This is a genomic window from Geodermatophilus sp. URMC 65 (assembly GCF_053502545.1).
In genome coordinates, this window is sequence record NZ_CP199954.1 from 988952 (window position 1) to 1012988 (window position 24037).

The 24037-nt window shown below is 70.1% G+C and carries 25 protein-coding genes; 10 read left to right on the forward strand and 15 right to left on the reverse strand.

The genetic code is table 11. From position 1 onward, the window contains the following. Positions 1-72 precede the first annotated feature (72 nt). Positions 73-1161 (forward strand): S-(hydroxymethyl)mycothiol dehydrogenase, encoded by a 1089-nt coding sequence (locus ACWIX7_RS04545; RefSeq protein ID WP_448620379.1) that lies wholly within the window; start codon positions 73-75, stop codon positions 1159-1161. Between the two features lie 298 nt (positions 1162-1459). On the opposite strand, the gene ACWIX7_RS04550 is transcribed toward ACWIX7_RS04545, so the two are convergent. Beyond that, positions 1460-1918: a hypothetical protein gene (locus ACWIX7_RS04550; RefSeq protein ID WP_446765919.1), complete on the reverse strand. Its 459-nt coding sequence runs from the start codon at positions 1916-1918 to the stop codon at positions 1460-1462. A gap of 406 nt (positions 1919-2324) precedes the next feature. Then, positions 2325-2810: a hypothetical protein gene (locus ACWIX7_RS04555; RefSeq protein WP_448620380.1), complete on the reverse strand. Its 486-nt coding sequence runs from the start codon at positions 2808-2810 to the stop codon at positions 2325-2327. Between the two features lie 9 nt (positions 2811-2819). Between ACWIX7_RS04555 and ACWIX7_RS04560 the strand changes: the two genes are divergently transcribed. Next, positions 2820-3140: a hypothetical protein gene (locus ACWIX7_RS04560; protein WP_448620381.1), complete on the forward strand. Its 321-nt coding sequence runs from the start codon at positions 2820-2822 to the stop codon at positions 3138-3140. 54 nt (positions 3141-3194) lie between these two features. Here the strand turns inward: ACWIX7_RS04560 and ACWIX7_RS04565 are convergent, their stop codons facing one another. The 5 genes from ACWIX7_RS04565 to ACWIX7_RS04585 form a co-directional block, all read right to left on the reverse strand. Next, positions 3195-3722: a GtrA family protein gene (locus ACWIX7_RS04565; RefSeq protein WP_446765918.1), complete on the reverse strand. Its 528-nt coding sequence runs from the start codon at positions 3720-3722 to the stop codon at positions 3195-3197. Between the two features lie 261 nt (positions 3723-3983). Beyond that, a complete protein-coding gene (locus ACWIX7_RS04570; protein WP_446765917.1) occupies positions 3984-4646 on the reverse strand; it encodes a response regulator in 663 nt (220 codons plus the stop codon). Further along, positions 4643-5821: a sensor histidine kinase gene (locus ACWIX7_RS04575; protein ID WP_446765916.1), complete on the reverse strand. Its 1179-nt coding sequence runs from the start codon at positions 5819-5821 to the stop codon at positions 4643-4645. Before ACWIX7_RS04575 ends, ACWIX7_RS04570 begins: the two co-directional genes overlap by 4 nt. After that, positions 5818-6432 carry a hypothetical protein gene (locus tag ACWIX7_RS04580; RefSeq protein ID WP_446765915.1) on the reverse strand — a complete coding sequence of 205 codons (615 nt, stop codon included), beginning with the start codon at positions 6430-6432 and terminating at the stop codon, positions 5818-5820. Before ACWIX7_RS04580 ends, ACWIX7_RS04575 begins: the two co-directional genes overlap by 4 nt. Before the next feature lie 182 nt (positions 6433-6614). Further along, complete coding sequence (locus tag ACWIX7_RS04585) at positions 6615-8801, reverse strand: MMPL family transporter (protein WP_446765914.1); 2187 nt, start codon at positions 8799-8801, stop codon at positions 6615-6617. A 575-nt stretch (positions 8802-9376) separates the two neighbouring features. On the opposite strand from ACWIX7_RS04585, the gene ACWIX7_RS04590 reads away from it, so the two are divergent. The 4 genes from ACWIX7_RS04590 to ACWIX7_RS04605 all read left to right on the forward strand — a co-directional run bounded on the left by ACWIX7_RS04590 (position 9377) and on the right by ACWIX7_RS04605 (position 13323). After that, a complete protein-coding gene (locus tag ACWIX7_RS04590) occupies positions 9377-10030 on the forward strand; it encodes a GTP pyrophosphokinase (RefSeq protein ID WP_448620382.1) in 654 nt (217 codons plus the stop codon). Between the two features lie 713 nt (positions 10031-10743). Then, a complete protein-coding gene (locus tag ACWIX7_RS04595; protein WP_448620383.1) occupies positions 10744-11688 on the forward strand; it encodes a diacylglycerol/lipid kinase family protein in 945 nt (314 codons plus the stop codon). 370 nt (positions 11689-12058) lie between these two features. Further along, positions 12059-12864 (forward strand): IS5 family transposase gene (locus tag ACWIX7_RS04600; protein ID WP_448620384.1). Its coding sequence is split into 2 segments (ribosomal slippage): positions 12059-12398 and positions 12398-12864, totalling 807 coding nucleotides; the frame shifts between segments, so codons are not numbered across the junction. Between the two features lie 108 nt (positions 12865-12972). Then, entirely contained in the window at positions 12973-13323 is a 351-nt protein-coding gene (locus ACWIX7_RS04605) for a tyrosine-type recombinase/integrase (RefSeq protein WP_448620385.1), read from the forward strand. Between the two features lie 407 nt (positions 13324-13730). Here ACWIX7_RS04605 and ACWIX7_RS04610 read toward each other — a convergent pair whose 3' ends face one another. The 8 genes from ACWIX7_RS04610 to ACWIX7_RS04645 all read right to left on the reverse strand — a co-directional run bounded on the left by ACWIX7_RS04610 (position 13731) and on the right by ACWIX7_RS04645 (position 20065). Then, on the reverse strand, positions 13731-14642 hold the full coding sequence (locus tag ACWIX7_RS04610; protein WP_448620386.1) for an NAD(P)-dependent oxidoreductase: 912 nt from the start codon (positions 14640-14642) through the stop codon (positions 13731-13733). A 53-nt stretch (positions 14643-14695) separates the two neighbouring features. After that, complete coding sequence (locus tag ACWIX7_RS04615) at positions 14696-15118, reverse strand: carboxymuconolactone decarboxylase family protein (RefSeq protein WP_448620387.1); 423 nt, start codon at positions 15116-15118, stop codon at positions 14696-14698. 115 nt (positions 15119-15233) lie between these two features. Further along, positions 15234-16277, reverse strand: coding sequence for an LLM class flavin-dependent oxidoreductase (locus tag ACWIX7_RS04620; protein WP_448620388.1), 1044 nt, complete (start codon positions 16275-16277; stop codon positions 15234-15236). A 75-nt stretch (positions 16278-16352) separates the two neighbouring features. Beyond that, positions 16353-16568, reverse strand: a complete 216-nt coding sequence (locus tag ACWIX7_RS04625) for a tautomerase family protein (RefSeq protein ID WP_448620389.1) — start codon at positions 16566-16568, stop codon at positions 16353-16355. A gap of 2 nt (positions 16569-16570) precedes the next feature. Then, positions 16571-18058: an aldehyde dehydrogenase gene (locus ACWIX7_RS04630; RefSeq protein WP_448620390.1), complete on the reverse strand. Its 1488-nt coding sequence runs from the start codon at positions 18056-18058 to the stop codon at positions 16571-16573. Then, complete coding sequence (locus tag ACWIX7_RS04635; RefSeq protein ID WP_448620391.1) at positions 18051-18782, reverse strand: alpha/beta fold hydrolase; 732 nt, start codon at positions 18780-18782, stop codon at positions 18051-18053. The genes ACWIX7_RS04630 and ACWIX7_RS04635 overlap by 8 nt, the downstream gene beginning before the upstream one ends. 9 nt (positions 18783-18791) lie before the next feature. Then, positions 18792-19343, reverse strand: a complete 552-nt coding sequence (locus tag ACWIX7_RS04640) for an amino acid synthesis family protein (RefSeq protein WP_448620392.1) — start codon at positions 19341-19343, stop codon at positions 18792-18794. After that, positions 19340-20065 carry an amino acid synthesis family protein gene (locus ACWIX7_RS04645; RefSeq protein ID WP_448620393.1) on the reverse strand — a complete coding sequence of 242 codons (726 nt, stop codon included), beginning with the start codon at positions 20063-20065 and terminating at the stop codon, positions 19340-19342. Before ACWIX7_RS04645 ends, ACWIX7_RS04640 begins: the two co-directional genes overlap by 4 nt. 300 nt (positions 20066-20365) lie before the next feature. On the opposite strand from ACWIX7_RS04645, the gene ACWIX7_RS04650 reads away from it, so the two are divergent. The 4 genes from ACWIX7_RS04650 to ACWIX7_RS04665 are packed head-to-tail and all read left to right on the forward strand — an operon-like array spanning position 20366 to position 23802. Then, on the forward strand, positions 20366-22087 hold the full coding sequence (locus ACWIX7_RS04650) for a BCCT family transporter (RefSeq protein WP_448620394.1): 1722 nt from the start codon (positions 20366-20368) through the stop codon (positions 22085-22087). Between the two features lie 41 nt (positions 22088-22128). Beyond that, on the forward strand, positions 22129-22560 hold the full coding sequence (locus ACWIX7_RS04655) for an ester cyclase (protein WP_448620395.1): 432 nt from the start codon (positions 22129-22131) through the stop codon (positions 22558-22560). Positions 22561-22591: 31 nt separating this feature from the next. Next, positions 22592-23095 (forward strand): flavin reductase family protein, encoded by a 504-nt coding sequence (locus ACWIX7_RS04660; protein ID WP_448620396.1) that lies wholly within the window; start codon positions 22592-22594, stop codon positions 23093-23095. Then, a complete protein-coding gene (locus ACWIX7_RS04665) occupies positions 23092-23802 on the forward strand; it encodes a GntR family transcriptional regulator (RefSeq protein ID WP_448620397.1) in 711 nt (236 codons plus the stop codon). Before ACWIX7_RS04660 ends, ACWIX7_RS04665 begins: the two co-directional genes overlap by 4 nt. The last annotated feature ends 235 nt before the right edge of the window (positions 23803-24037 follow it).

The following is a 24037-nucleotide window of genomic DNA, read 5'->3' on the forward strand; positions in this document are numbered from 1 at the left end:
CTGAGGCGTGCGCCGAGGCCCCCGAGACCCACATGAAGCAATCCCATGACCATGACTGAAGAGGAGTAGTTCGTGGCCTACGAGGTGAAGGGCGTCATCGCCCGCAGCAAGGGTGCTTCGGTCACCGTCGAGACGATCATCGTTCCCGACCCCGGCCCGGGGGAGGCGGTCGTGGACGTGCAGGCGTGCGGGGTCTGCCACACCGACCTGCACTACCGGGACGGCGGGATCAACGACGAGTTCCCGTTCCTGCTCGGCCACGAGGCCGCCGGGACCGTCTCCGCGGTCGGTGAGGGGGTCACCAACGTCGCGGTCGGCGACTACGTCATCCTGAACTGGCGGGCGGTGTGCGGTCAGTGCCGCGCCTGCGCCAAGGGCAAGCCCTGGTACTGCTTCGCCACGCACAACGCCGCGCAGAAGATGACGCTCGCCGACGGCACGGAGCTGTCCCCGGCGCTGGGCATCGGTGCGTTCACCGAGAAGACGCTGGTGCACTCGGGCCAGTGCACCAAGGTCGACCCGGCCGCTCCGGCCACGGCGGCGGGCCTGCTGGGCTGCGGCGTGATGGCCGGAGTGGGCGCCGCCATCAACACCGGTGGCGTCGGCCGTGGCGACAGCGTCGCCGTCTTCGGCTGCGGAGGCGTGGGGGATGCGGCGATCGCCGGGTCGAAGCTGGCCGGCGCCTCGACGATCATCGCCGTCGACATCGACGACACCAAACTCGAGTGGGCCAAGGGCATGGGCGCCACCCACACGGTGAACTCCAAGGAGACCGACGCCGTCGCCACGATCAAGGAGCTGACCGGCGGGTTCGGCGTGGACGTGGCCATCGACGCGGTGGGCCACCCGGCCGTCTACGAGCAGGCGTTCAACGCCCGGGACCTGGCCGGCACCGTCGTCCTCGTCGGCGTGCCCAACCCGACGATGCAGATCACGCTGCCGATGATCGAGGTCTTCGGCCGAGGCGGGGCCCTCAAGTCCTCCTGGTACGGCGACTGCCTGCCCAGCCGCGATTTCCCCATGCTGATCGCCCTGTACCTGCAGGGCCGGTTCGACCTGGACGCCTTCGTGTCCGAGACGATCGGCATCGGCGACGTCGAGGCCGCGTTCGAGAAGATGCACCACGGCGAGGTGCTGCGCTCGGTGGTCGTCTTCCCCTGATCGGGCACCACTCCTGGGCGTCGCAGCCAGCGCCGACGTCCTGCAGCTCGTGAAGTCCGGGCACGTCACTGATCACGCGCCCGGCGGGCACGTGATCAGTGACGTGCCCGCCGGGCCGCTCGGTGCCGCCGACCTCGAGAACGAGATCCACCGCGAGGCCGGGACGACGTCCCCGACGACGTCCGCACTCACCTACGCGAGGCCGTGCAGAACCCGCACGAACCGGACACCTCGCGGCCCTCGCCCGGGCGAGGGCCGAGTGCTCCCCGCGCCAGGCCGCCGTCCCGGTCACCGCAGCTCAGTGCGTCAGCTGCCACTTCAGCAGGGCCACCGCAGCGCCGACGACCGCCAGGACGAACCCCGCCAGGAACACCCGGGTCGAACTCCGCTCCCCCGACACCCACGCCACCACGGAGCCGAGCAGCGCCAGCCGGAGGTCGACCAGCGCAAGCGCCAGCACGAGCACCACGTCGGCGTCCAGCAGATCCGTCCACGCCAGCAGCAGCAGCGCAGCGGGCGCGCCGGCCGCCGTCGCGATGGGCAGGGCATCCCGGATCTCGTGCCGGACAGCGGCCCTGTCCAGCGATCGGTCCTCGCGGACCCGTAGTCCGACCGCCTCCCCCACCGTGTGCGCGACATAGGTCGAGACACCCACACCCAAGACGTAGAGCACGCCTGTGGGTCCCCGGAGCTCGTCGGGGTGCAGTGCGATCAACGCCGCCATCACCAGGACGTTGCCGTACACGTAGGCGGACACGCGGCTCGCGACGTCCTCGCGGGGCAGTTCCCCAGGGCCGCAACGCCGACGGGCGAGCCGGGGCAACCGGAGCCCGCTCACCGAGCCGGCTCGATGACTGATCGACGAGCCCACATGTCCGACGTCCCCCGTCCCGGCAGCCAGTCCCCCGACCTCCGCCAGGATCGCTGGTCATCGCCCCACCTGCATGCCCGCCCAGGCCAGCCGGGTCGACACACGACGCTCACCGTGCCCGGTCGGGTCAGGTCGCACCCGGCCGGTCCCGCTCCGGCGCACGACCAGCCCCTTGCCGGGGACCGGGGGGCTGACGCCCACCGCGGCTGCGGTGGGCTCTCGTTGATCCCCGGAGACGCGGCCGCCTAGAGCGCGGAGGTGGCGTGCGGGGTGGTCGCGGGGGCCGAACCGGTCAGGCGTCGCGGCGCGTCAGGGCGACGGCGGCCCCGGCCAGGGCCACGACGATCCAGGCGGCGAACACCAGCCCTCCGGTGCCGGCGCTGAGCAGCGACTCTGTCGGAACGGTGGTGGTGAACGCCGAACTGGCGTTGGACGGCAGGTACTTCAGCAGCCCGTCCCAGCCGTCGGGCAGGAGCGCGCCGGCGAACGTCGGCAGGACGAGGACACCGGCGAGCAGGGCGCTGATGGCACCCGCGGTGCTCCGCAGGATCACGCCGAGCGCGACACCGATCAGGCCCATGCCCACCAGGAAGGCAGCCGTGCCGAGGACGACCCGTGCGGTCTCCTCGTCACTCCACGACACGGTGGCGGCGCCGCCCGCGTCGAGCACGGCCGTACCCACCAGGCACGCCACGAAGACGCCCGCGAGGACGACCGGGACGACGGCCAGCAGGAAGGCGGCCACCTTGGCCCAGAGCACGGGCGGTCGCGCGGGCACCGCGGCGAGGTGGCTCCGGATGAGGCCGGAGGAGTACTCCCGGGCGCCGATCAGGACGCCGGCGAGGACGACGTCACGGTGACCTCCGGGGCGGCCAGCAGGCCGGCCAGCGCCGTGGCGGCCGGGGAGACGACTCGCCGTCCGCACCGATGCCAGCTGGCAAAACTGACGGCTACCGCGCCCGGGCACGTCGCCGAGCTGCGCCGGCTGGTGTTCGACCCATTGAGCAGGACTCAGGTGCGCCATCTCAACGAGATCGCCACTCGGGTGGGCGAGGTCGTCCAGCCCGACGGCTGCCTGCCGAGGCTGCCGGGGCTCGACACCCACTGAGTCGAAGCGCTCGACGGGGCGCGACGGACGGATTTCGACAGGGCTGTCGCCGCTTCAGCGCAGGGCAGGGACCGCCACGAGGTGGCGCGTCCCCGTCCGGCGCCTGTCCGCACCGTGGTCAGCGAACACCCACCGCAGAATGGTGAAGCGGACCAGTCCGACCATCCCCGTGACGACCGCGACCACGACGAGCTGCGCCGCCGCACCGCTGTCCGGTGCGAGTGCATCGAACCGAGCCAGGGCTGCTGAAGTTGCAACCATCCCGGCGAGCGCCAGCCCACCGCCCTCCCACTGCGCCCGCAGCCAGGACACCCGTCCGCCGGCGTGGAAGGTGAGCCGGCGGTGTAGCTCGTTGGCCAGCGCGGACGAGGCGATCGAGCCGGCGAGGTTGGCGGGCTGGCTGCCGACGTCGGCCAGCAGGACGAACAGCAGCCCGTAGAGGATGTTGGCCGCCCCGCCGACGCCGACGAAGCGGACGAACTGCGCCCAGCCGTCGTCCCGGCGCAGGCGGTCCCACAGCCGGGCGGTCGCCGCTGTTGCACGTCCGTCTCCCGCTCGTGTGCGGCGGCTGACTGTGTTCACGGCATTACCTCATCTACTTGCTGATGCCCACGAACGTAGGCGGCTTTTACTTGCTCCGTCAAGTGAATGCCGTCTAGGTGAGGGTGGTCACACGGTCCTGGGCCCCTCGGCAGATCTGAACTGCTCGGGTCGGCCATGACAGGCATGTCGAGGGGCCAGGAGGGTGTCGTCTGCACCCGTCGATCCTCGGGCGGATGTCCGGCGCGGCGCGTCGTCCCCACGCACCCATTGCGTCTCCTGCAGATGCAGTAGACCCGCGAGCTACTGCGGGGTGATGCCGGCGCGGACGGCGAACGCGACCAGCTGTGCCCGGTCCCGCGCCCCCACCTTGGCCATCGCGCGGTTGGCGTGGGTCTTGACGGTGAACGGGGAGAGGAAGAACTGCTCGGCGATCGAGGCGTTGTCGAAGCCGGACACGATGGCGGCGACCACCTCCCGCTCACGTGACGTCAGCTCGGCGAAACGGGCCACAAGCCCCGGGTCGGCAGTGACGGCCCGCTGCTGCACGACGTGGTCCACGACGGCGCTCACCGCCCCGGGCGACAGGGCACGCCTCCCGGAGGCGACCTCGAGGATGGCGCCGGTCAGTTCTGCAGGGCCGGCACCCTTGCTCAGGAAGCCGTCTGCGCCCGCGCGCAGCGCCTGCAGGACGTTCTCGTCCTGGTCGAACGTCGTCAGCACCAGGATCCGCAGTTCCTCCGAGGACCGCGTCAGCCGGATCCGGCGCGTGGCCTCCACGCCGTCGACACCCGGCATCCGGATGTCCATGAGGATGACGTCGACCTGCAGGCTTTCCAGGTCCCGCACCACCGCCAGGCCGTCGGCGGCCTCCGCCACCACCTCGAGGTCGGGGTGCGAGCCGACGATCGCGCGTAGCCCGGCCCGGATCATCTCCTGGTCGTCCACGAGCATCACCCGGATCACCGCAGGGCTCCCTCAGTCACGGGCAGCTCGGCACGGAGCCGGAAGTGGCCGTGGTCGCTGCTCACCTCCAGGCGGCCGCCGGCGGCCGCCGCGCGCTCCCGCATCCCGATGAGGCCCTGCCCCGTCCGGTCCAGGTCCGCGGCAGTCGGGTCGGCGTCGTTCGCCGTCTCGACAGTGACGGTCGGGCCGGAGACCTCGACGGTCAACGACACCTGTCCGCGGCTGTACCGCTGGGCGTTGGTGAGCGCCTCCTGCGTGATCCGGTAGGCAGCCGCGCTCACCTGCGGCGGCAGCTCGCGGGACAGGTCACCGACCACGGCGTCCACCTCCAGACCAGTAGCACGGACCTTGTCGACCAGGTCCGGGATGTCGCGGTGGCTCGCGACCGGACCGGTCGTCTCCCCGTCCCGGTCGGTGCGCAGCACCTGCAAGATCTCCTGCGTCTCGGCCAGCATCGACCTCACACTGCCCCGCGCCGCCTCCAGGTGGCCCCGGGCGGCGCCGGCGCCGTCGGGGAGCTGCACCTCCGCAGCACCCAGGTGCATCCCCACGACGGCGATCTCGTGGCCGAGCGTGTCGTGCAGGTCCCGGGCGATGCGCAGCCGCTCCTCGACGACGCTGCGCTGCACGGCCGCGTCCCGTCCGGCGATCGCCTCGTGCGTGCGCTCCTGGAGCGCCGACCAGTACTGCACCTGACCCCGGATGGCGCTCCCCGTCGCTGCGGCGGTGACGGCGGTGGCAGCGGCGACGTAGGCGATCGGGTTGTCGAGCCCAAAGCCCGCGCCGGCGAGCCCCAGGGCCAGGAAGTCCGCCACGCCCACGACCACGCCGGTGAGCAGACCGGACAGTCCGCGCAGGGCCAGCAGGAACGCCCCGAACATCGACACCTGCCACTGCACGATCGGATCCGCGCCGACGGCGTCCGCAGCGAGTGGGGCCGCGGCCAGCAGTGCCAGTCCGGCCAGGGGAACGCGGTAGCCCAGGCCGACACCGGCCGCGCTGACCAGCAGCGCGACGAGGCCACCGCCGGGGTGCTCGGTGAACGGCAGCGTGCCGGCCCCGGCGGCGAGCGCACCGCCGATCACGACGGGCGTGCTGATCTCCAGCAACCGGGGCCGTCGCATCCAGAACGGAGGCCGCGGCATCTCCGGCAGCTGGGCGGGTGACCCGGTCACGTCGCGATCCTCGCATCCGGCCGTCCGCGCCCTGATGAGGTGACCGCTCCAGCCGCCGACGGGTGGTCACTCTCGGCCGGCGTCCGGCCGAGGGGCAGCCGGACGGCGGCCACGAGGCCGCCCGCGGACGGTGCCGTCACACGCAGCGTCCCTGCCAGGGCCGCCACGAGCGGACGGGTACGGGAGAAGAGGTACGTGGGAACGGCGGCGGGTCCCGGGGGCTGTCCCGGCCCGAGGCCACTCACGACCAGCACGTCCAGGTGGTCGGGCGACCAGGTGAGCGACAACGACAGGTCCGCACCGGGCAGGTGCGCGGCCACCGTTTCCGACATCTCGCACGCGAGCTCCCGCAGCGCCGACCCCACGGCTGGGTCCAACGGCTGTTCGGGACCGGCGACGGAGATCCGCAGCGTGCCCCCTCCGGCCCGGAAGCCGGTCAGCAATTCGGGCAGCTCGGCGCCCTCCGTGTGCGTGGCCTCCTGCGGCCGTGTGCCGGTGAGGGCGTCCAGCGCGGCGCGGGTGTGGCGGGTGAGGTCGCGCAGCGCCCGACCGGCGGCGGACGGGTCGCGGGTGAGCAGGTACCCGGCGGCCCGGGCGCTGGCGTGTGCCATGGCCAAGTCGCGGGCCAGGCCATCGGCGGGGAGCAGGCGGGCACTCGTTGACCCCCGTCCACCGTCCTGGGCGGTCGGCTCTGCGGACATGGCACTCCGATCTGGTACGTCGTCGGCGAGTGGGCGGGCCGCCGGCCCGGTCGCGGGTGCGACCGGGCCGGCGGGTTCGAGAGCTGTACGCGTCAGCGCCGGGCGGCCAGCTCGAGGTCGCCGATCGCGGGCTCCAGGACGGCGGGGGCCGGCTCGCCCTCGATCGACACTCGCGGGGTGATCCGCTCGGCCCAGCGCGGGTACCACCAGTTGCGGGCGCCGAGGCGGTGCATGACCGCGGGCACCAGCACCATCCGGACCAGGAAGGCGTCGACGAGGACGGCGGCACCCATGGCCACGCCGAGCTCGGCGATGATCCGCTCGCCGGTGAACCCGAAGGCGGCGAAGACGCAGGCCATGATGGCCGCGGCGGTGGCGATGACCCGGCCCGTCTCGGACATGCCGACCCGCACGGCGCGGCGGTTGTCGCGGGTGTGGGTCCACTCCTCGTGCATCCGGCTGACCAGGAACACCTGGTAGTCCATCGACAGGCCGAAGACGATGCCGACGATGATGACTGCGACGAAGCCCTCGATCGGTGCGCCCGAGCCCACGCCGAACAGCTCCGAGGCCCAGCCGAACTGGAAGATCGCGGTGATCACGCCCAGGCCGGCGGCGATGGAAAGCAGGTTGGTGATGGCGCCGACCAGCGGGACGAGCACGCTGCGGAAGGCGATGGCCAGCAGCACGAAGCCCAGGATGGCGATGATTCCCAGGTAGATCGGCAGCTTGGAGGTCAGCGCCTCGGAGAAGTCGAGGCCGCTGGCGGTGCTGCCGCCGACGTAGACCTGCAGGTCGGTGCCCGATTCCGCGGCGGGCACGATGTCCTCGCGCAGGCTGTTGACCAGATCGGCGGTCTCCTCGGCCTGGGCGGTCGAGGACGGGGTCACGGTGATGACGCCGATGTCCTGGCCGGCGGCCAGCGGCGCGGCGCTGACCGCGGTGACGTCCTCGACCGAGGACAGCTCCCCGGCCAGATCGGTGAACGCGGCGCGGGAGGCGTCGTCGGGGGTCTCGGCGACCAGCAGCAGCTGGGCGGCGTAGCCCTCCCCGAAGCCGTCGGCCATGACCTGGTGGTACTGGTAGGTCACCGAATCGGTGGGGTCGCTGCTGTCATCGGCCGAACCCAATCGCATGTTGGCCACCGGCGCGGCCAGCAGGATGACCAGGCCGGCCGCGATGGCCCCGAGGACGACGGGACGGCGCTGCACGGCGATCGCCCAGCGGCTCCACAGCCCGCCGGTCGACTCGGCGACCACCTGCCCAGCGGCCACCGCGCGGCGGTGGCGGCGGGACAGCACCTTGGTGCCCAGCATGGCCAGCAGTGCGGGCAGCAGGGTGAGAGCGGCGGCGACGGTGAGCAGCACGGTGACCGCGGCACCCAGCGCCATGCCGGTGAGGATGCCGATGTTGAGGATGGTCAGTCCCAGCAGGGCGATCACGACAGTGGCGCCGGCGAACAGGACGGCCCGCCCGGAGGTGTTGACCGCCTGGGCGATGGACTCCCGCAGCGGCACGCCGGACAGCAGCGCCTTGCGGTGCCGGTTGACGATGAACAGCGCGTAGTCGATGCCCACGCCCAGACCGATCAGGGCCCCCATGGTCAGGGTGTTGGCGGGCAGGTCGACCACGTTGGAGCCCACCAGCACCACCAGCGCGGAGACGCCGACGCCGACGATGCCGGTGATGATCGGGAGCAGCGCTGCCCACAGCGACCTGAACACCAGCAGCAGGATTACCAATGCGGCCAGCACACCGGCGCCCTCGGCCGCGCCGCCGGCGCTGATCACCGGCTCGAACGCGGCACCGCCGGTCAGCGCCTCCAGCGACGCACTGTCCAGGGAGTCGACCAGACCGGTGATCGCCTCGACGTCGGCGTCCTTGGTCAGCGTCAGCGACGCGTAGGCGATGTCCCCGCCGCTGCTGATCTGGGCGGCGCCGGCCGCGTCGTAGGGGCTGACCACCGACTCCACACCCGGCACGTCTGCGATCTGGGCGAGGACGTCCTGCACCTGCGCGGCCACGGCCGGGTCGGTGACATCGCCGCCGTCGGTCTGCCAGACCACGTTCCCTGCAGTCGCGTCGTCCTTGTCGGGGTTCGCACCGACCTGGGCCAGCAGGCCGTAGGCGGTGCTCGACTCACTGCTGGGCACGTTCGTCGACTCGGTGAACGCCGTACCGAGACCACCCACCGCCCCGCCCAGGCCGACCAGCGCCAGCAACCACAGGGCGAGGACGACGAACCGCCGTCGCGCACACCATCGAGCAAGAGCAGACATGACAGGTCCTCCAGGACTCCGAGATCGGCAACTGCGGCAAGCCTGCGATCCCAGGCCACTCAGGTCGTCGTCCCGCCGAACCCATTGCGCGTACTGCGCTCGCAGTACGTCCCGTCGGCCTGCCCGCGGCACGCCTCCCCAGGCGGCCACCGCGCACGTGCAGCGCGCGGCCCCGACCGCCGGCGAGACCGGGTCGCCGGCCACCAGGTCGGCACGTTCGGCGACGGTGCGGTAGAGCACCTCAACGCGCTCGTCGGCGCGTACGTCGTGTGGAACGCCCTCCGCCAGGAGCCACACCCACGCGCTCGCGGCAGCTGTCGGATCGGCAGGCCGGGTCAGAGGCTCGACGCGCGTGGTCCTCGCACGATCCCGGTGACGGGTTGTGACTGCGCGTGCCGGTGCTCCACACGATGGTTGATCCAGTCGCGATCGAGCTCCGACCACTCACGGTCAAGACGTACTGCGGTCGCAGCACAGAAAGTCGGTCCCCAGGGACGAGTCGCCGCCCATCGATCCGACCACGATCGGTGCGTCTAGCGGCGATACACGCCGGAACCTGGAGGAGCGACGTGCCCGTGACCACTCTCGACAGCCGGCAGGAACCGACGCAGGACACGGAGGCCCCAGTCCTCGCGAATCTGGCGGACCTCGACCTGCTCGGCTCGGCACGGGGGGAGCTCAGGAGTTTCCTCCTGGAGTACCGGTTCGGGATAGAGGAGGTCCGGACGAAGATCAGCATCCTGCAGCAGGAGTTCCTCGCCCGGCACGACCACAACCCGATCGAGCACGTGAGCTCCCGGCTCAAGACACCCGCCTCCATCCTGGCGAAGGTGACCCGCAAGGGCGTCGGCCCTTCGCTCGGCGCCGTCCGCTCCACGATCACGGACATCGCCGGGCTGAGGGTGACCTGCAGCTTCGTGTCTGACGTCTACCGGATGGCCGAGATGCTCACCGGCCAACCCGACCTCACGGTCCTTCAGGTGCGGGACTACATCGCCCGACCCGAGCCCAACGGCTACCGAAGCCTGCACCTGCTCGTGTCGGTTCCGGTCTTCCTCTCCACGTCCGTGGTCGACGTGCCCGTCGAGATCCAGCTGCGGACCGTCGCCATGGACGCCTGGGCCAGCCTGGAGCGCAAGATCCACTACAAATACCAGGCCGACGTGCCCGATGACGTTACCCGCCCCTGCTCGAAGCTGCCGAGAGCACGAACTACGTGGACACGCTGATGGAAGGCCTGCACCACCGCGTGCACTCAACAGCGCCGATCGCGACCGAACGTCGGCAAGCGGTGACGTCTCCGAAAGTGGTGTAGCTGGTCGAAGGTCTTGAGCTCGTCGGGGAGGTGCTGGCGTGCGAGGGGCCACCGCGTAGATGTTCTGCGTGTTCCCTGCGTGTTCCCGCCAAGGTTCACTCAAAACGTGTCTTGGAACCGCCGTCATGGCTTGCGGCGCGGCGGTGGGGTGATGTGACGAGCTCCTGTAGGGCGGTGGCTCCTACACCGTCCAGCCCTGACCAGGAGCTCGAATGTCAGTCTCGCCGGTCTGCTCATGCCTGTCATGCCCGACCCACGCCGCTCTGGCAGGTCGACCAGCGGCCTGCGCGTTCTATCCGTCGTGGTCGCTCACCGATCCTCTGGGAGACACCGACGGCTAGCTGCTCCGACCCCCTCGAACGTAGCCGAAGCAGCTTCATTCTTCGGGTCGACCCGCTCCGCAGCGGCTCGTTGACGGCCGTCTGCGACGGGAAGGCGATCAATCGCTGAGGTCTTGGCGGCCGCGTCTTTGTCAGCAGGCCGTGGCGTGGGTGATCAGGTTGCCGCCCGGTTGTCGGCCTTCGGCGTGTCACCGAATGCGGCGGAGCTTCACCGTTGGCGGGCCTCACCCTCGTCGTGGTGCAGGCTGCCGGGGCAGCCACCCGCGCCGGGAGGACGGAGATCGACGTGACGGGACCTGTGCACCAGCGGTCGAAGGCGGCGCTGGACGCCGACATCCGCGCCCGGCGCCGCACCGCGCTGGTCATCAACGTCCGGTCCCGCCGGGGACGCCGTCACTTCACGACCGTGCACCGGCGGCTGCAGGCCACCGTGCAGCTGGTCGACGTGCGCCCGGTCGCCGACCCCCGGGGCCTGCCCGAGGCGCTCGCCGCCGCGGCCGACAGCGGCGCTGACCTCGTGGTGGTGGGCGGCGGCGACGGCACGCTGAGCGAGGCCGCGCACCAGCTCGCCCACCGCGACGTCTGCCTCGGCGTGGTTCCGCTCGGCACGACCAACAACTTCGCCCGCGGCCTCGGCCTGCCGCTGCGCCTGCCCGCCGCCCTGCGCGTGCTCACCGGCGGCAAGGTCGCCGACGTCGACCTCGGCCACGTGGCCGGGCAACACTTCGCCAACCTGACCAGCCTGGGGCTGTCGGTGCAGGTCGCCGAGCACGTTCCGCACCGGCTGAAGCGGGTGCTCGGCCGCGCTGCCTACCCGCTGACCGCGCTCGCCCTGCTGCCCGGCCACCGGCCCTTCACCGCGCGGCTGCGCATCGGCGACGAGGTCCACGAACTCGCCACCCACCAGCTCAACATCGCCAACGGCAGCCACCACGCCAGCCGGGCAATCGCCCCCGACACCGGCCTCGACGACCGCCAGCTGGTGGTGTACCGGCTCGGCGACGCCAACCGGCTCCGGCTGAGCCTGGCGACCGTCCGCCAGACGGTCATCGGGCCCCGCCGGCCGCTGGCCCGCACCCGGTTCCTCACGACCCGCGAGGTGTGGGTGGAGACCGACCCGCCCCTCGCGCTCGACGTCGACGGCGAAATCCGCGGACGCACGCCCGTGCGGATCACGCTCGAGGCCAACGCGCTGCGGGTGATGGTCGGCACGAGCTTCTCGGATTGCTGATCACTACTCTTCTCGTGATCATGGGCCTCCTGGGGCGAGGAGCGCCGACTCCTTCCGCGACGGGGCAGGGTGATTCGTCCGCACCACCGCCCGCGTGGGCTTCCTGCCCTGCGCGTCAGTGACCGCGCCGGGGCGATCGCTCGCGCCCTGCAGGCGCGGACGTGGGCCGAGCAGTTCTACGACCCGCCTGATGCGGTCGTCGAGGCCTCCGGCGGCTACCGAGAGAACCTGGGCGGCAGGGCGGAGACGGTGTCCCGTCAGGTGAACCTGCTACGGCGACGTTCGGACGAGCCGGGCGTTAAAGATCGTCTCACTTTGACCTCGGCGTGGCTGCCGTAGGACGTGGCCGGTCCTGAGCAGGCTGGCCTGGGTGATCGAGGAGCTCGTGCCCGACGGGCTGTGGGAGCGGATCGCTCCGCTGCTGCCGCCGCCCAAGCCCCGTCGCCACCGCTATCCGGGCCGCCGGCCGATCGACGACCGGACCGCACTGGCCGGCGTCGTCTTCGTGCTCAAGACCGGCATCACCTGGAACCAGCTGCCCACGTCCCTGGTCGGGTGCTCCGGTGTGACCTGCTGGCGGCGGCTGCGGGACTGGACCGAGGCCGGCGTCTGGCCGGCGCTGCACGAGCTGCTGCTCGCCGAGCTGCGCGCCGCCGGTGAGTTGGACCTGGACCGGTGCGCGGTCGACGGCTCCCACGTGCGAGCCCTCAAAGGGGGGACCAGGTCGGCCCGTCGCCGGTCGACCGTGGCCGCCCCGGCTCCAAGCACCACCTGATCGTCGACGCCGGCGGCATTCCGCTGGCGGTGACCCTGACCGGCGGCAACCGCAACGACGTCACCCAGCTGATCCCGCTGGTCGAGGCGGTGCCGCCGATCCGGGGCCGGCGCGGGCGCCCGCGTCGTCGACCGCGCGAGCTGTTCGCCGACCGCGGCTACGACCACGACATCTACCGCCACCGGCTGCGCGCTCGCGGCATCACGCCACGGATCGCCCGCCGCGGCGTCGCCCACGGCTCCGGCCTGGGCAAGCAGCGCTGGGTGGTTGAACGAAGCTTCGCCTGGCTGCACGCGTTCAAGCGGCTGCGCACCCGGTATAAACGCCGCGCCGACATCCACCTGGGGCTGCTTCAGCTGGCCTGCGCCCTGATCTGTTACCGCCGGCTTCGGTCGTTCTGAAACGCGTTGTTAGTCGCCGGGTCCCGTAGGAGATCGCTATCGGGACGGCGGGTGTGCTCGCGTCACTTGACTCGAGGACCGGAGCGGGGCGATATCGCGATCATCATCTTGAGCGCGGCCGAGCTGGCGCTGGGCCATTCGGGGCACCCGAGCTCCCGGAGCGTGTCGGCCTGCCAGCGGTTGTCTTTCTGTCAGCCGAACGGCCGCCCCATCGACGCCCGCCGGGACTGGCTCGACTGGAAGGCGCTGCTCAAGGCGGCCGAGGTCCGCGACGCCCGAGTGCACGACGCTCGCCACACGGCCGCCACACTCCTCCTGCAGCAGGGCGTCCCCGCGAGAGTGGTGATGGAGGTGCTCGGCCACTCGCAGATCAGCCTGACCTTGGGCACTTACTCACACGTGGTGCCCGAGCTGGCCGAGGAGGCCGCTCAGCGGATGGGGGACGCCCCGTGGAGCTGATGGCACACACTTTGGCACACAGCTAAAGCCGCAGAAGGCGCCACGACTAGTAAAGATGCAGGTAGAAACTGCTCCCCCGATTGGACTCGAACCAATAACCCTGCGATTTGATCTCGGTCTTGTTTGCTGGCGTTGGCCGACGTCGAACCCGCAGCTCAAAGGCAGAACCAGTCGAGGGCTGAATCCAGTCAACTACGGCTGTCAACGGCAGTATTGGATGAGTAAAGATGCATGGGTGGGCAGCTTGGCGGCATCACCAGGACAGGTTGAGGAAGTTGCCCAGCGACCCGACTCCGATGCTGGCAACGCGCAGGGCGACCACCGGTCCCCACCTGCGTAGTAGATGTATAGAAGGAGTGTTGTACTCATGTTCAGTGCAACACCCAGGGACTTGCCGTAGACCTCCCTTAGGTCCCTTCCGTACGGCCACTCAAGTTGACACCTGATGTGGCTGCGACGTAACGCGCGATCTCCGACTGGTCCGGCTTGGGCCCATCGAGGTAGGCCAGCGCAGCCCGACACACCTCGACGGTCGCCTGCGACACCGGAGTCGACAACTCGAGGGCCGACGCGAGGTCCACTGCGGTGCCTATGTCTTTCACCGCGAGCGGAAGCGCGAAGCCGACGTCGTACCGGCCATCGAGAACCGCTGACTCGATCTTGACCTCGGTGGACTGATTGCGTCCGGTGGACCGGTTGATGACGTCCAGCATCACCCGCGGGTCCAACCCGAACTTGGCACCGACCGTGAGCACCTCGAGTGCACCGACGAGCCCTATGGCCGACAGGAGGTTGTTGAGCGCCTTTAGCGCGTGCGCCGAACCCACCGCGCCCGTGTGGGTCACGGTGCTGCCGACCGTCTCGAGCAGCGGACGAGCGCGCTCGACGTCCGCGGGGCGGCCGCCCACCATGATCGTGAGTTCGCCGGCGGCCGCCTTTCGCGGCCCCCCCGAGACAGGCGCGTCGACCATGTCGACGCCCGCGCGGGCCAACCGATCCGCCAATGCGGTGGTGCGTGAGGGGACCGATGACCCCATGTCGATCACCAGGGTGCTCGGCTTGAGCGCTGCGGCCAACGAGGCGGGATCACGGGGATCGCCGAGCACCGACTCGACGACGTCGCTGTCGGGCAGCATCAGGATGACGACATCTGCCCCTGCGACCTGGCCGATGTCGTCCAGCGGACGGATGCCGTCGGCGGCGACGGCGCGGACCGCATCGGGATTGCTGTCGAAGGCCGAGACGTCGGCCACCCGGGTGATGTGTTGGGCCATCCGCGACCCCATGACCCCGAGTCCGACGAGGGCGACTGTGGTCACTTCTCCCTCTCATGCAGCGGCACGTTGAGCAGGCAGGGCGAACCTTGAGTCGGTCAGTCCCCACCGCCCGCGCCGCCGTCGTGGGCCGTCACGCGGGGCTCGAGGCCGTCAGCGCCCACCACCTCCGCCCAGGCCTCGAAGCCGGCCTGGAAGGCGACGACACCGGCCTCGGGAAGGCTGATCTCGATGGCCTCGAGGATCTCGCCGGGGGTTACCCCCAGATCGAGAGCGACGCGGATGTGGCTCTGGATGTGCGCCTTGCTGGCGCGCATGACGGTGAGACTGACAATGAAGATCAGCTCCTTGGTCTCGCGGGCCAGCGTGCGCTGGTCGAGGTATGCCGCGGACACCAGCTGGTTGGCAGCCCGGAGGACGGGGAAGTCCTGCTTGGCCATCAACTTGTGGTACTGCAGCACGTAGCCGCGCTTGCGGGCCATGTCGTCGATGTACTGCTGGGCCTCGTCGAGAGTCGTCATGTTCGCTGTGTTCCTCTGGTGGTGGATGCCGACCGGGGTGCCAACCAGCTGTGGTCCGGACCCTGGAGGGGTCCGACGGGTCGCCGCCGAGGCACCGGCGGCGACCCGGGCCGGGCTAGGCGAAGGCCGGGACCACGTGCTCGATGAAGAGGGCCAGGGACTTCCTCTTCTCCTCGTGCGGCAGGCTGTTGTCGCACCAGAAGCTGAACTCGTCCACGCCCAGCTCCTGGTAGTAGCGGATCCGCTCGATAACCTCCTGCGGCGTTCCGATCATCGCGGTCTTGTGCAGGGACTCCGGCTCGAACTCCGGGCGGCCCTCGAACTTCGACTCCGGGCTGGGGTCGAGGAAGCCGTTGACGGGCGTGGTCTTGTTGCCGAACCACGCGTCGAAGGTCCGGTAGAACTTGGAGATGGCCTCGGCGGCCGGCCGCCAGCCGTCCGGCTCGTCCGCGGCGTGGACGTGGGTGTGGCGCAGCACCATGAGCTGCGGGCGATGCACCTCCGGGTTGTTGGCCAGGGCCGTCTCGAACTTCCTCGTCAGGTCGAGGACCTCCTCGTCCCCCTTCATCAGCGGGGTGACCATGACGTTGCACCCGTGCTTGACGGCGAAGTTGTGGGAGTCGGGGTCCCGCGCCGCGATCCACATCGGGGGTGCGGGCTGCTGGACCGGCTTCGGCACGCTGGTCGAGGTGGGGAACTGCCAGATCTCGCCGTCGTGGGCGTAGTCGCCCTGCCACAGCTGCTGGACCGCCGGGACGAGCTCGCGCAGGTGGGTGCCTCCGCTGGAGGCGGGGATGCCCCCAGCCATCCGGTCGAACTCGAACTGGTAGGCGCCTCGTGCCAGGCCGACCTCCATCCGGCCGTTGCTGATGACGTCGAGCAGTGCGCACTCGCCAGCGACCCGGATGGGGTTCCAGAACGGGGCGATGATCGTGCCCGCGCCCAGCCGGATCGTCGAGGTCCTCGCCGCGAGGTAGGCGAGCTGCGGCATGGGGTTCGGGGAGATCGTGTACTCCATGGAGTGGTGCTCGCCGATCCACACCGTGCTGAAGCCGCCGGCCTCGGCCATCAGCGTCAGCTCGGTCAGGTCCTCAAACAGCTGCCGGTGACTGACCTGCTCGTCCCAGCGCTCCATGTGCACGAACAGTGAGAACTTCACGACGACTCCTCGTCTTCGGTGGGATGCCGGCCGGACGGCGCGCTCCCGCGCTCCGGTCGGTTGGTCAGGGGGCGTTCAGGTCGCCGACTGAGTCGGCTGGCGTGCGTCCATCTCGCTGAGGGTCACGTCCCCGGTGGCCCAGTGGTCGCGCGGGACCTCCCGCACGATGACCCGGATGTGGTCGGACCGGGCGTCGACCGTCCTTGCCACGGCCTCGTGCACCTCGTGGATCATGGCGCGGATCTGGTCCGGGCTCCGACCGGCGCCCAGCGTCACCTCGATCAGGGGCACGGTCAGCTCCGCATGATGAACGGGTCGGCCACCGGCTCCTCGCTGGTGTTGACCCAGACGCTCTTCAGGCGGGTGTACTCCCGGATCGTCTCCATGCCGTGCTCGACTCCGACGCCGCTGTTCTTGAACCCCTGGCGCGGTGACATCGGGGACATGGCCCGGTAGGTGTTGACCCAGATCGTCCCGGCCTCGAGGCGTGCCGCCATCCGGTGGGCCCGCCCGAGATCGGAGGTCCAGACGCCGGCGGCGAGGCCGTACTCGGTGTCGTTGGCCAGGCGGACGACCTCGTCCTCGCTGTCGAACGGCATGATCGCCGCCACCGGGCCGAAGATTTCCTCGCGGACGACGCGCATGGAGTTGTCCACGTCGACCAGCACGGTGGGCTCGTAGAAGTAGCCGCCGAGGCCGCCGTCGGTGGGGCGCCCGCCGGTCAGCACCCGAGCGCCTTCGCTGCGGCCCAGGTCCACGTATCCGGCCACCTTGTCCCGCTGGTCGGCGAAGGCCAGCGGGCCGAGCTCGGTGGTGTCCTCGAGCGGGTCGCCGATGCGGATGCTGCGCGCCCGCTCGGTGACGCGCTCGAGCAGTTCGTCGTAGACCGCCTTGTGCGCGAAGACCCGGCTGCCGGCGATGCAGGTCTGGCCCGCGGCGGCGAAGATGCCCGCCACGACGCCCATGGCCGCGTTGGCGACGTTGGCGTCGGCGAAGACGATGTTGGGCGACTTCCCACCGAGCTCGAGGGTGGAGCCGATGAAGCGGGCGGCCGTGCTCGCGGCGATCCTCGCCCCCGTGCCGGTGCTGCCGGTGAAGGATATCTTGGCCAGCGCGGGGTGGTCGACCAGCGCCTGCCCGGCCTCGGGGCCGAAGCCGGTCACGATGTTGACCGTGCCCGGGGGGAATCCCGCGAGGTCGACCAGTTCGGCCAGCTTGAGCACGGTGGCCGAGGTGTACTCCGAGGGCTTGATCACGACGGTGTTGCCCGCGCACAGCGCCGGGGCCAGCTTGCTCGTCGTGAGGGTCATCGGCGAGTTCCACGGGGTGATGGCTCCCACGACACCCAGCGGCTCCCGCGTCGTGTAGTTCAGGATCCGGCGATCCGAGGTGGGGATGACGTCGCCCTGAATCTTGTCCGCCAGTCCGGCGTAGTAGAAGTAGTACTCCGGCAGCGTCGCCATCTGCGCCCGCATCTCGCGCAGCAGCTTGCCGTTGTCCTCGGTCTCCATCCGGGCCAGCTCGTCGGCGTGCTCACCGATCAGGTCCCCGAGACGGCGCAGGAGGCGGCCTCGCTTGGTCTGACTGAGGTCCCGCCACCGCGGGTCCTCGAACGCCGCCTGGGCGGCCTGGACCGCCCGGGACACGTCGGCGGCGTCGCCTCGGGCCGCGGTGTACAGCGGCGTGCGGGTGGCGGGGTTGGTGCTCTCGAAGTACTCACCGGCCGACGGCGCCACCCACTCGCCGCCGATGTAGTGCTCGTACTGCTTGAGGTCAGACATGAGCCCTCTCTCCCAGGAACGTGGTCAGACAGGTGACGAGGTCCTGCGGCCGCTGGACCGGCAGCATGTGACGTGCGCCGGGGACGACGACCGCCCGGCAGTTCGGCATCGCGGCGGCCAGCCGGTGGGTCATCTCCGGGGTGGAGCCCGGGTCGTCCTGACCGGTGACCGCGAGCGCCGGAACCGTGATCCGCGGCAGCTCGAGGGCGATCTCCGCGTCGGCCGTGGCGAACACCCGGTAGCAGTTCAGGTAGGACGGGACGTCGTTGGCCAGCAACGTCGCCTCGGTCCGGCGCACCAGCTCCGGATCCACACCGGTCCCCTCGTACCAACGCTGCAGCGACGCCGCCACGCTGGCGGGGAAGTCCGCGGCGGCCGTGGCCAGGCGGCTGAGGACCGCCGCCCGCTCATCCTCTGTGCGCCGGCACACCGAACTCACCGAGGTGAGCGTGGCCACGAGGTCGGGCCGGTGCCGCGCCAGGTGTTGGGCCACCAGCGCGCCCAGGGAGAACCCGACCAGGTGCGACCCCGGCTCCACCGATCCGGCGACCGCCTCGGCGAGGTCACCGAGCGTGATGCCATCCGGAGCCGGGCCCCGACCGCCGTGCCCGGGCAGGTCCAGGGCCAGCACCTCGAAGTCCTCTTGGAGCAGGGTCGCGACCGGCGTCCACATGGAGTGGTCGAGGCCCACTCCGTGCAGCAGGACCAGTCTGGGCTTCGCCATGACAGCGGCTCACTGCTCGGTCGACAGAGCGGCCAGCCGTTGCTGCGGTCGCCCCTGGGCGGCGGCAGCAAGGGCGATCACCAGCTCGCCCGGGTGCGGCGCATCGGCGACGCGGACCTCGATCGTCTGGTGGTGTGACCGGATGGTGGCGTCGGTGACGTGCTTCAGCGGGATGTCGAAGGCAACTCCGGCGGGGCCCCGCTTCTCGACGGCGGGCAGCAGCGTCGTCGCGTTGGCCGCCTTCCGGAAGTGGTCCCCGAACTTGAGGGTGTGGATGAGCGCGGACCCGTGCTCGATCTCCCCGTCGAGCCCGACGACCGCGGCCTTGCCGTAGGCCTCGGCCGGGGCACCCAGTGCCTCCAGCACCTGAGGCGCCAGCAGGGCGCCCAGATCAGATGCATTCGCCTCGATACCGGGCTGGAGGTCCTCGACGAACCCCTGGCTGGCCCAGGGGTTGTCGATCACGGCGGCGACGACGGCCACGCGCGCGACGGGGAAGACCTCACGGCCGCCCTCGGTGCGGATCTCCTCGACGATGGTCACGATCTTGCGAACGCTCACGACTGGTACCTCTCCAAGTTCTCGGCGGTGATGACGGGGTCGGTGGTGCGGTCCCCGATGCGGGCGTGCGGGCGGGGGCCGGTGGAGGCTGCGGCGATGACGACGATCTCGTCCGCTCGCGGGGCGTCGGAGACGCGCGCGGTGATGGTCTGGTAGTGGCTGCGCGTCGCCGGGAGCGTCTTGTGCCACATGGGGACGACGAGCGTCTCCCCTGCCTCGGCGCGGGTGTCGGCGAAGCAGATGATCGACTCGCCGCCCAGGAAGTCACGCATCAGGTTGCCGAAGTAGGGCGTGTGGATGAGCGCTCCGGCATGCTCGATCTCGCCGGCGGTGCCCACGATGGCCGCCTTACCGAACGCCTCGATCCGGTCAATGCCACCCAGGGCCTCGATCAGCCTGTCGGTCAGCAGCCTGGCCAGTACGGGCGCGACGACCGCGACCTCGGGCGTGAGATCGGTCGTCGGGTCGGTGTCGACCCACGGATTGGCGAGGACGGCGGCCGCGGTGGCGCGCTCACTGCTGCGGGTCGGCTCCCGGCCGCCCTCTGACAAGAGAGTCTCGCGGTACAGCACCACCTTTCGGATGCCGACGTGAACCGGACTCGTCACCCGGGCATCTCGCGCCTCTGCGATCCGGTCCGCAGGGACGGGACGGCGATCGGTGTGTTGATGGCCACGGTTCGTGTTGGCGGTCATCACTCCACCGCCATCTGCTTCTTGCATGCCACAGACGGTAGATCCGGCGCGGTGATGGCGTCAAGAGTTGCCTCTTCTCAGACCCGTAGCGGTCCGCCACCGAGCCTGAGCACTCGGTTGACGTGGCCGGTTTATAGGGGCCTGAGCAGCGCAAAGAGAAAGAGCGACCCCGCTTGCGGCTCGCGCTGGACCTCGGATTCCCACCTCGACGGACGAAGGCCGTTGACATGCCAATGTGATGCCCTTAACGTGCTCTGGCATACAAGGAGCGGCTGGCAAGGGCCGTTCTGAACCGAGCGAGTGTCGTTTCAGCCCCCAAGGAGCCCCATGTCCAGTCACCTCGGGCAGCGTGTGCCCCAGGACGCGAACACGCCCGCGCCGGCACCGGACCTCTCCACGTTGCCGGTCGACGGCCAACCCGACCCCACCGACAAGGGAAGGCTCGGGTCGGTCTTCTGGACGTCGGTCGGCATCTCCGCGGTCTTCGTGGCGTGGGGGGCCCTGTTCACCGAGAACCTGGCGACGGTCACCACGTCGTCCCTCAACTGGCTGACTTCCACCTTCGGGTGGGCCTACCTCGTGGTGACGCTGTGCCTGCTCGTGTTCCTGGTCTTCCTGGCCTTCAGCCCTGCCGGTGACATCCGACTGGGCAAGGACACCGACCGCCCGGAGTTCTCCACGCTGACCTGGTTCGCGATGATCCTCAGCGCGGTGATGGGCATCGGCCTGATCTCCTACGGCGTTGCGGAGCCGATCTCCCACTTCGCCACACCACCGCACGACCTCGCGGAACCGGGGACCCCGGAGGCCGCCATCCGCGCGATGCAGTACGCCTACTTCGACTGGGGTCTGCAGGCCTGGGCGATCTTCGCGATCTTCGGCCTGGCCATCGCGTACAGCACCTACCGCAAGGGCCGCCGCACGCTGGTGAGCCAGCTGTTCGTGCCGCTGCTCGGCGAGCGGGTCAACGGCCCCGTGGGCAAGGCGATCGACATCCTCGCGGTGTTCGCCACGCTCTTCGGCACCACCACGTCCCTGGGGCTCGGTGCGCTCCAGGTGAACAACGGCCTCAGCTCACTGTTCGGCGTCCCGGTGACCTCGGTCACCCAGGTCCTGATCATCGCCGCGGTCACCGCGATCTTCACCCTCTCGGCCGTGACCGGGGTCAGCAAGGGCATCAAGTACCTCAGCCAGGGCAGCGCGGGGCTCGCCATAGCCCTGTTCGTGTTCATCCTGGTGGTCGGTCCCGCGGCCTTCGTCGCCAACCTCTACATCGAGTCCGTCGGCACCTACCTGTCGGACTTCTTCCGGATGAGCCTGCAGGGCACCGCCTTCGGCGGGCTTGAGTGGATGCAGTGGTGGACCTACTTCATGATGGCCTGGTGGGTGTCCTGGGGCGCCTTCGTCGGCGTCTTCCTGGCCCGCATCTCCCGCGGCCGCACCATCCGCGGATTCATCACCGGTGTCCTCGTGGTCCCCAGCATCGTGTTCTTCACCTGGTTCACCGTCTTCGGCGGCACGGCCATCCACGTCGACATGTTCCAGGGCGGCACGATCGCCGAACAGACCGCGGCGGACATCAACAGCGCCTTCTTCGCGACCTTGCAGAACTTCCCGCTGGCCACGGTCACGTCGGTCGTCGCGATCATCCTCGTCGTGATGTTCTTCGTGTCCGGAGCGGACGCCAACACCTACGTCCTGAGCATGTTGACCTCGGGCGGATCCCTGAACCCCCGGCGCCCCGTGCTCATCCTGTGGGGATCGCTCACCGGTGCCACCGCGATCGTCCTGATGCTGGGAGGCGGCCTCAGCGCCCTGCAGAACACGGTCATCGTGACCTCAGCACCCTTCCTGGTCATCATCGCCGGCCTGGCGGTGGCGTTCTGGCGGGAACTCACGAACGACCGACGTGCAGCCGCGGCGGCGATCGTCGCGGCCACGGGACCTGTTCCCCCTCCTCGGCCGGTCGCGCAGACGGAGCAGCTCTCCGAGGAGACCTCCGACGGCTCGGCCGCCGAGCGGCAGCCCACCGACCGATCCGCTCCGTGACCCCTCCGCCCATTCCCACACATCCCAGACAGGAGACCCCCATGTCCACCGCCGACGAGCGTCGAAAGCTGATCACGGACGCCTGGGCCGCCGCCTGGGACCACGGTGACGTGGACGCACTGGACGCGGTGCTCAGTCCCGACTACCGCCGGCGCGCCGATGCCGCCGACGAGGGGCAGGACCTCGCCGAGTTCAAGGCGTCCATCATCGCCACCCGCTCGGCCTTCCCGGACCTGATCACCACCATCGACGAGATCCTCGTCGACGGCGACCGTGTCGCGCTGCGCTGGCACAGCAGCGGGCGTCACGACGGCCCGTTCCTCGGGGTGCCGCCGACACACCGTCAGGTCACGGTGGGCGGCGCGACGTTCGCCCGCTATCAGGACGACCGGGTCGTCGAGGAGTTCGTCACCTGGGACCCCCGTGCCCTGCTGTCCGCGCTCGGCATCATCAGCGTCGGGCAGGACGGCTGACGAGTACGTCGACCAACGAAGGAGACCACCCATGACCGGCACGCCCGCCACACTCGCCCCCGACCTGATGAAGCAGGTGAACCGACAGTTCGTCACCGGTGTCACCGTGGTGACCACGATGGACGGGGACGCCCCGAGGGGCCTGGCCGTCAACGCCTTCGCCAGCGTCTCGCTCGAACCGCCGACGGTGATGGTCTGCGTCCAGCGCACGTCCTCGACGCACGACTGCCTGTTCCGGGCTGACCACCTGGCCATCAACATCCTCTCGACCGATCAGCTCGACGTCGTGAAGCGCTTCGCGACGAAGTCGACCGACAAGTTCGCCGAGCTCGACTGGCGACCCGGACCGTTCGGCAGCCCCTACATCGACCGCAGCAGCGCGCAGATGGAGGTGCAGATCCGCGAGCGCCTGCAGGCCAGCACTCACACAGTGTTCATCTGCCGTGTGGTGGAGGCCCAGGTGAGTGACCGTAGCCCCATGGTGTACAGCGCCGGGCAGTTCTTCGACAGCGGAGCGCTGACCCCACTGGGGTGACGACGACACCCACCGAGGAAAGTGGATCCATGACTCAGGGGCTGACGGGAAACGGCAACGGCCTGAATATGCAGGGCCGGGTCATCGCCGAGATGCGTCGGCGCATCATCAGCGGAGAGATCGGAGCCGACGTCAACCTCTCGGAGCTGACGCTCGCCGAGGAGTTCGGCGTCAGTCGCACCCCCGTCCGCGAGGCGCTCAAGCAGCTGCAGACCGAGGGCCTGGTCGAGATCCGTCCGCGCGTGGGGACCTTTGTGACCACGCCTTCCCGTCGCGAGATCACCGAGCTGTTCGAGATGAAGGAACTGCTCGAGGGCGCTGCCGCACGCCTTCTAGCCCAGCGCGGTCGCGTGCCCGAACTCGACCGTCTGGAAGAGAACCTCCGCGAGGAGGACGACGCAGTGGCGCAGGACGACAGAGTTCGCTACGCCGAGCTCGTGCAGGAGTTCCACGACCTCCTCATCACCGGCTCGGACAATCGCAAGCTCGAGGCCCACTACCGGATCCTCATGAACCAGCTCGCCTACTCGCGCCTGGTCACCACGTCGCTGAGCCAGCCCGGTCGTCCTGCACAGTCCGACCAGGAGCACCACCGGGTGGTCGAACTGATCACCGCCAAGGACGGCGACAGCGCGGAGAGGGTCATGCGCGAGCACGTCCGTGCGAGTCGACAGGCGGTGCTCGCCGGTCTGCCGATCTCACGGTAAGCCGCCAGCGCGACCACGGTTGCGGGCGCACCAGCGCCGTCGCCCCATGACGACCTGATCCGCGAGTCGGAGCAGGCCGGTCGACCCATCCGCCGAGTCGGTATCCGACCCGAGTACACACCCCGGCCCACCCGCGATCTGCGAGCGCCCGGGCAGCCGGCCCGACGCGCCCCGTCACCGGCCGCTCTGACCCCCTGGAGGACAGCCATGTACCCATCACTTGACGACACACCGC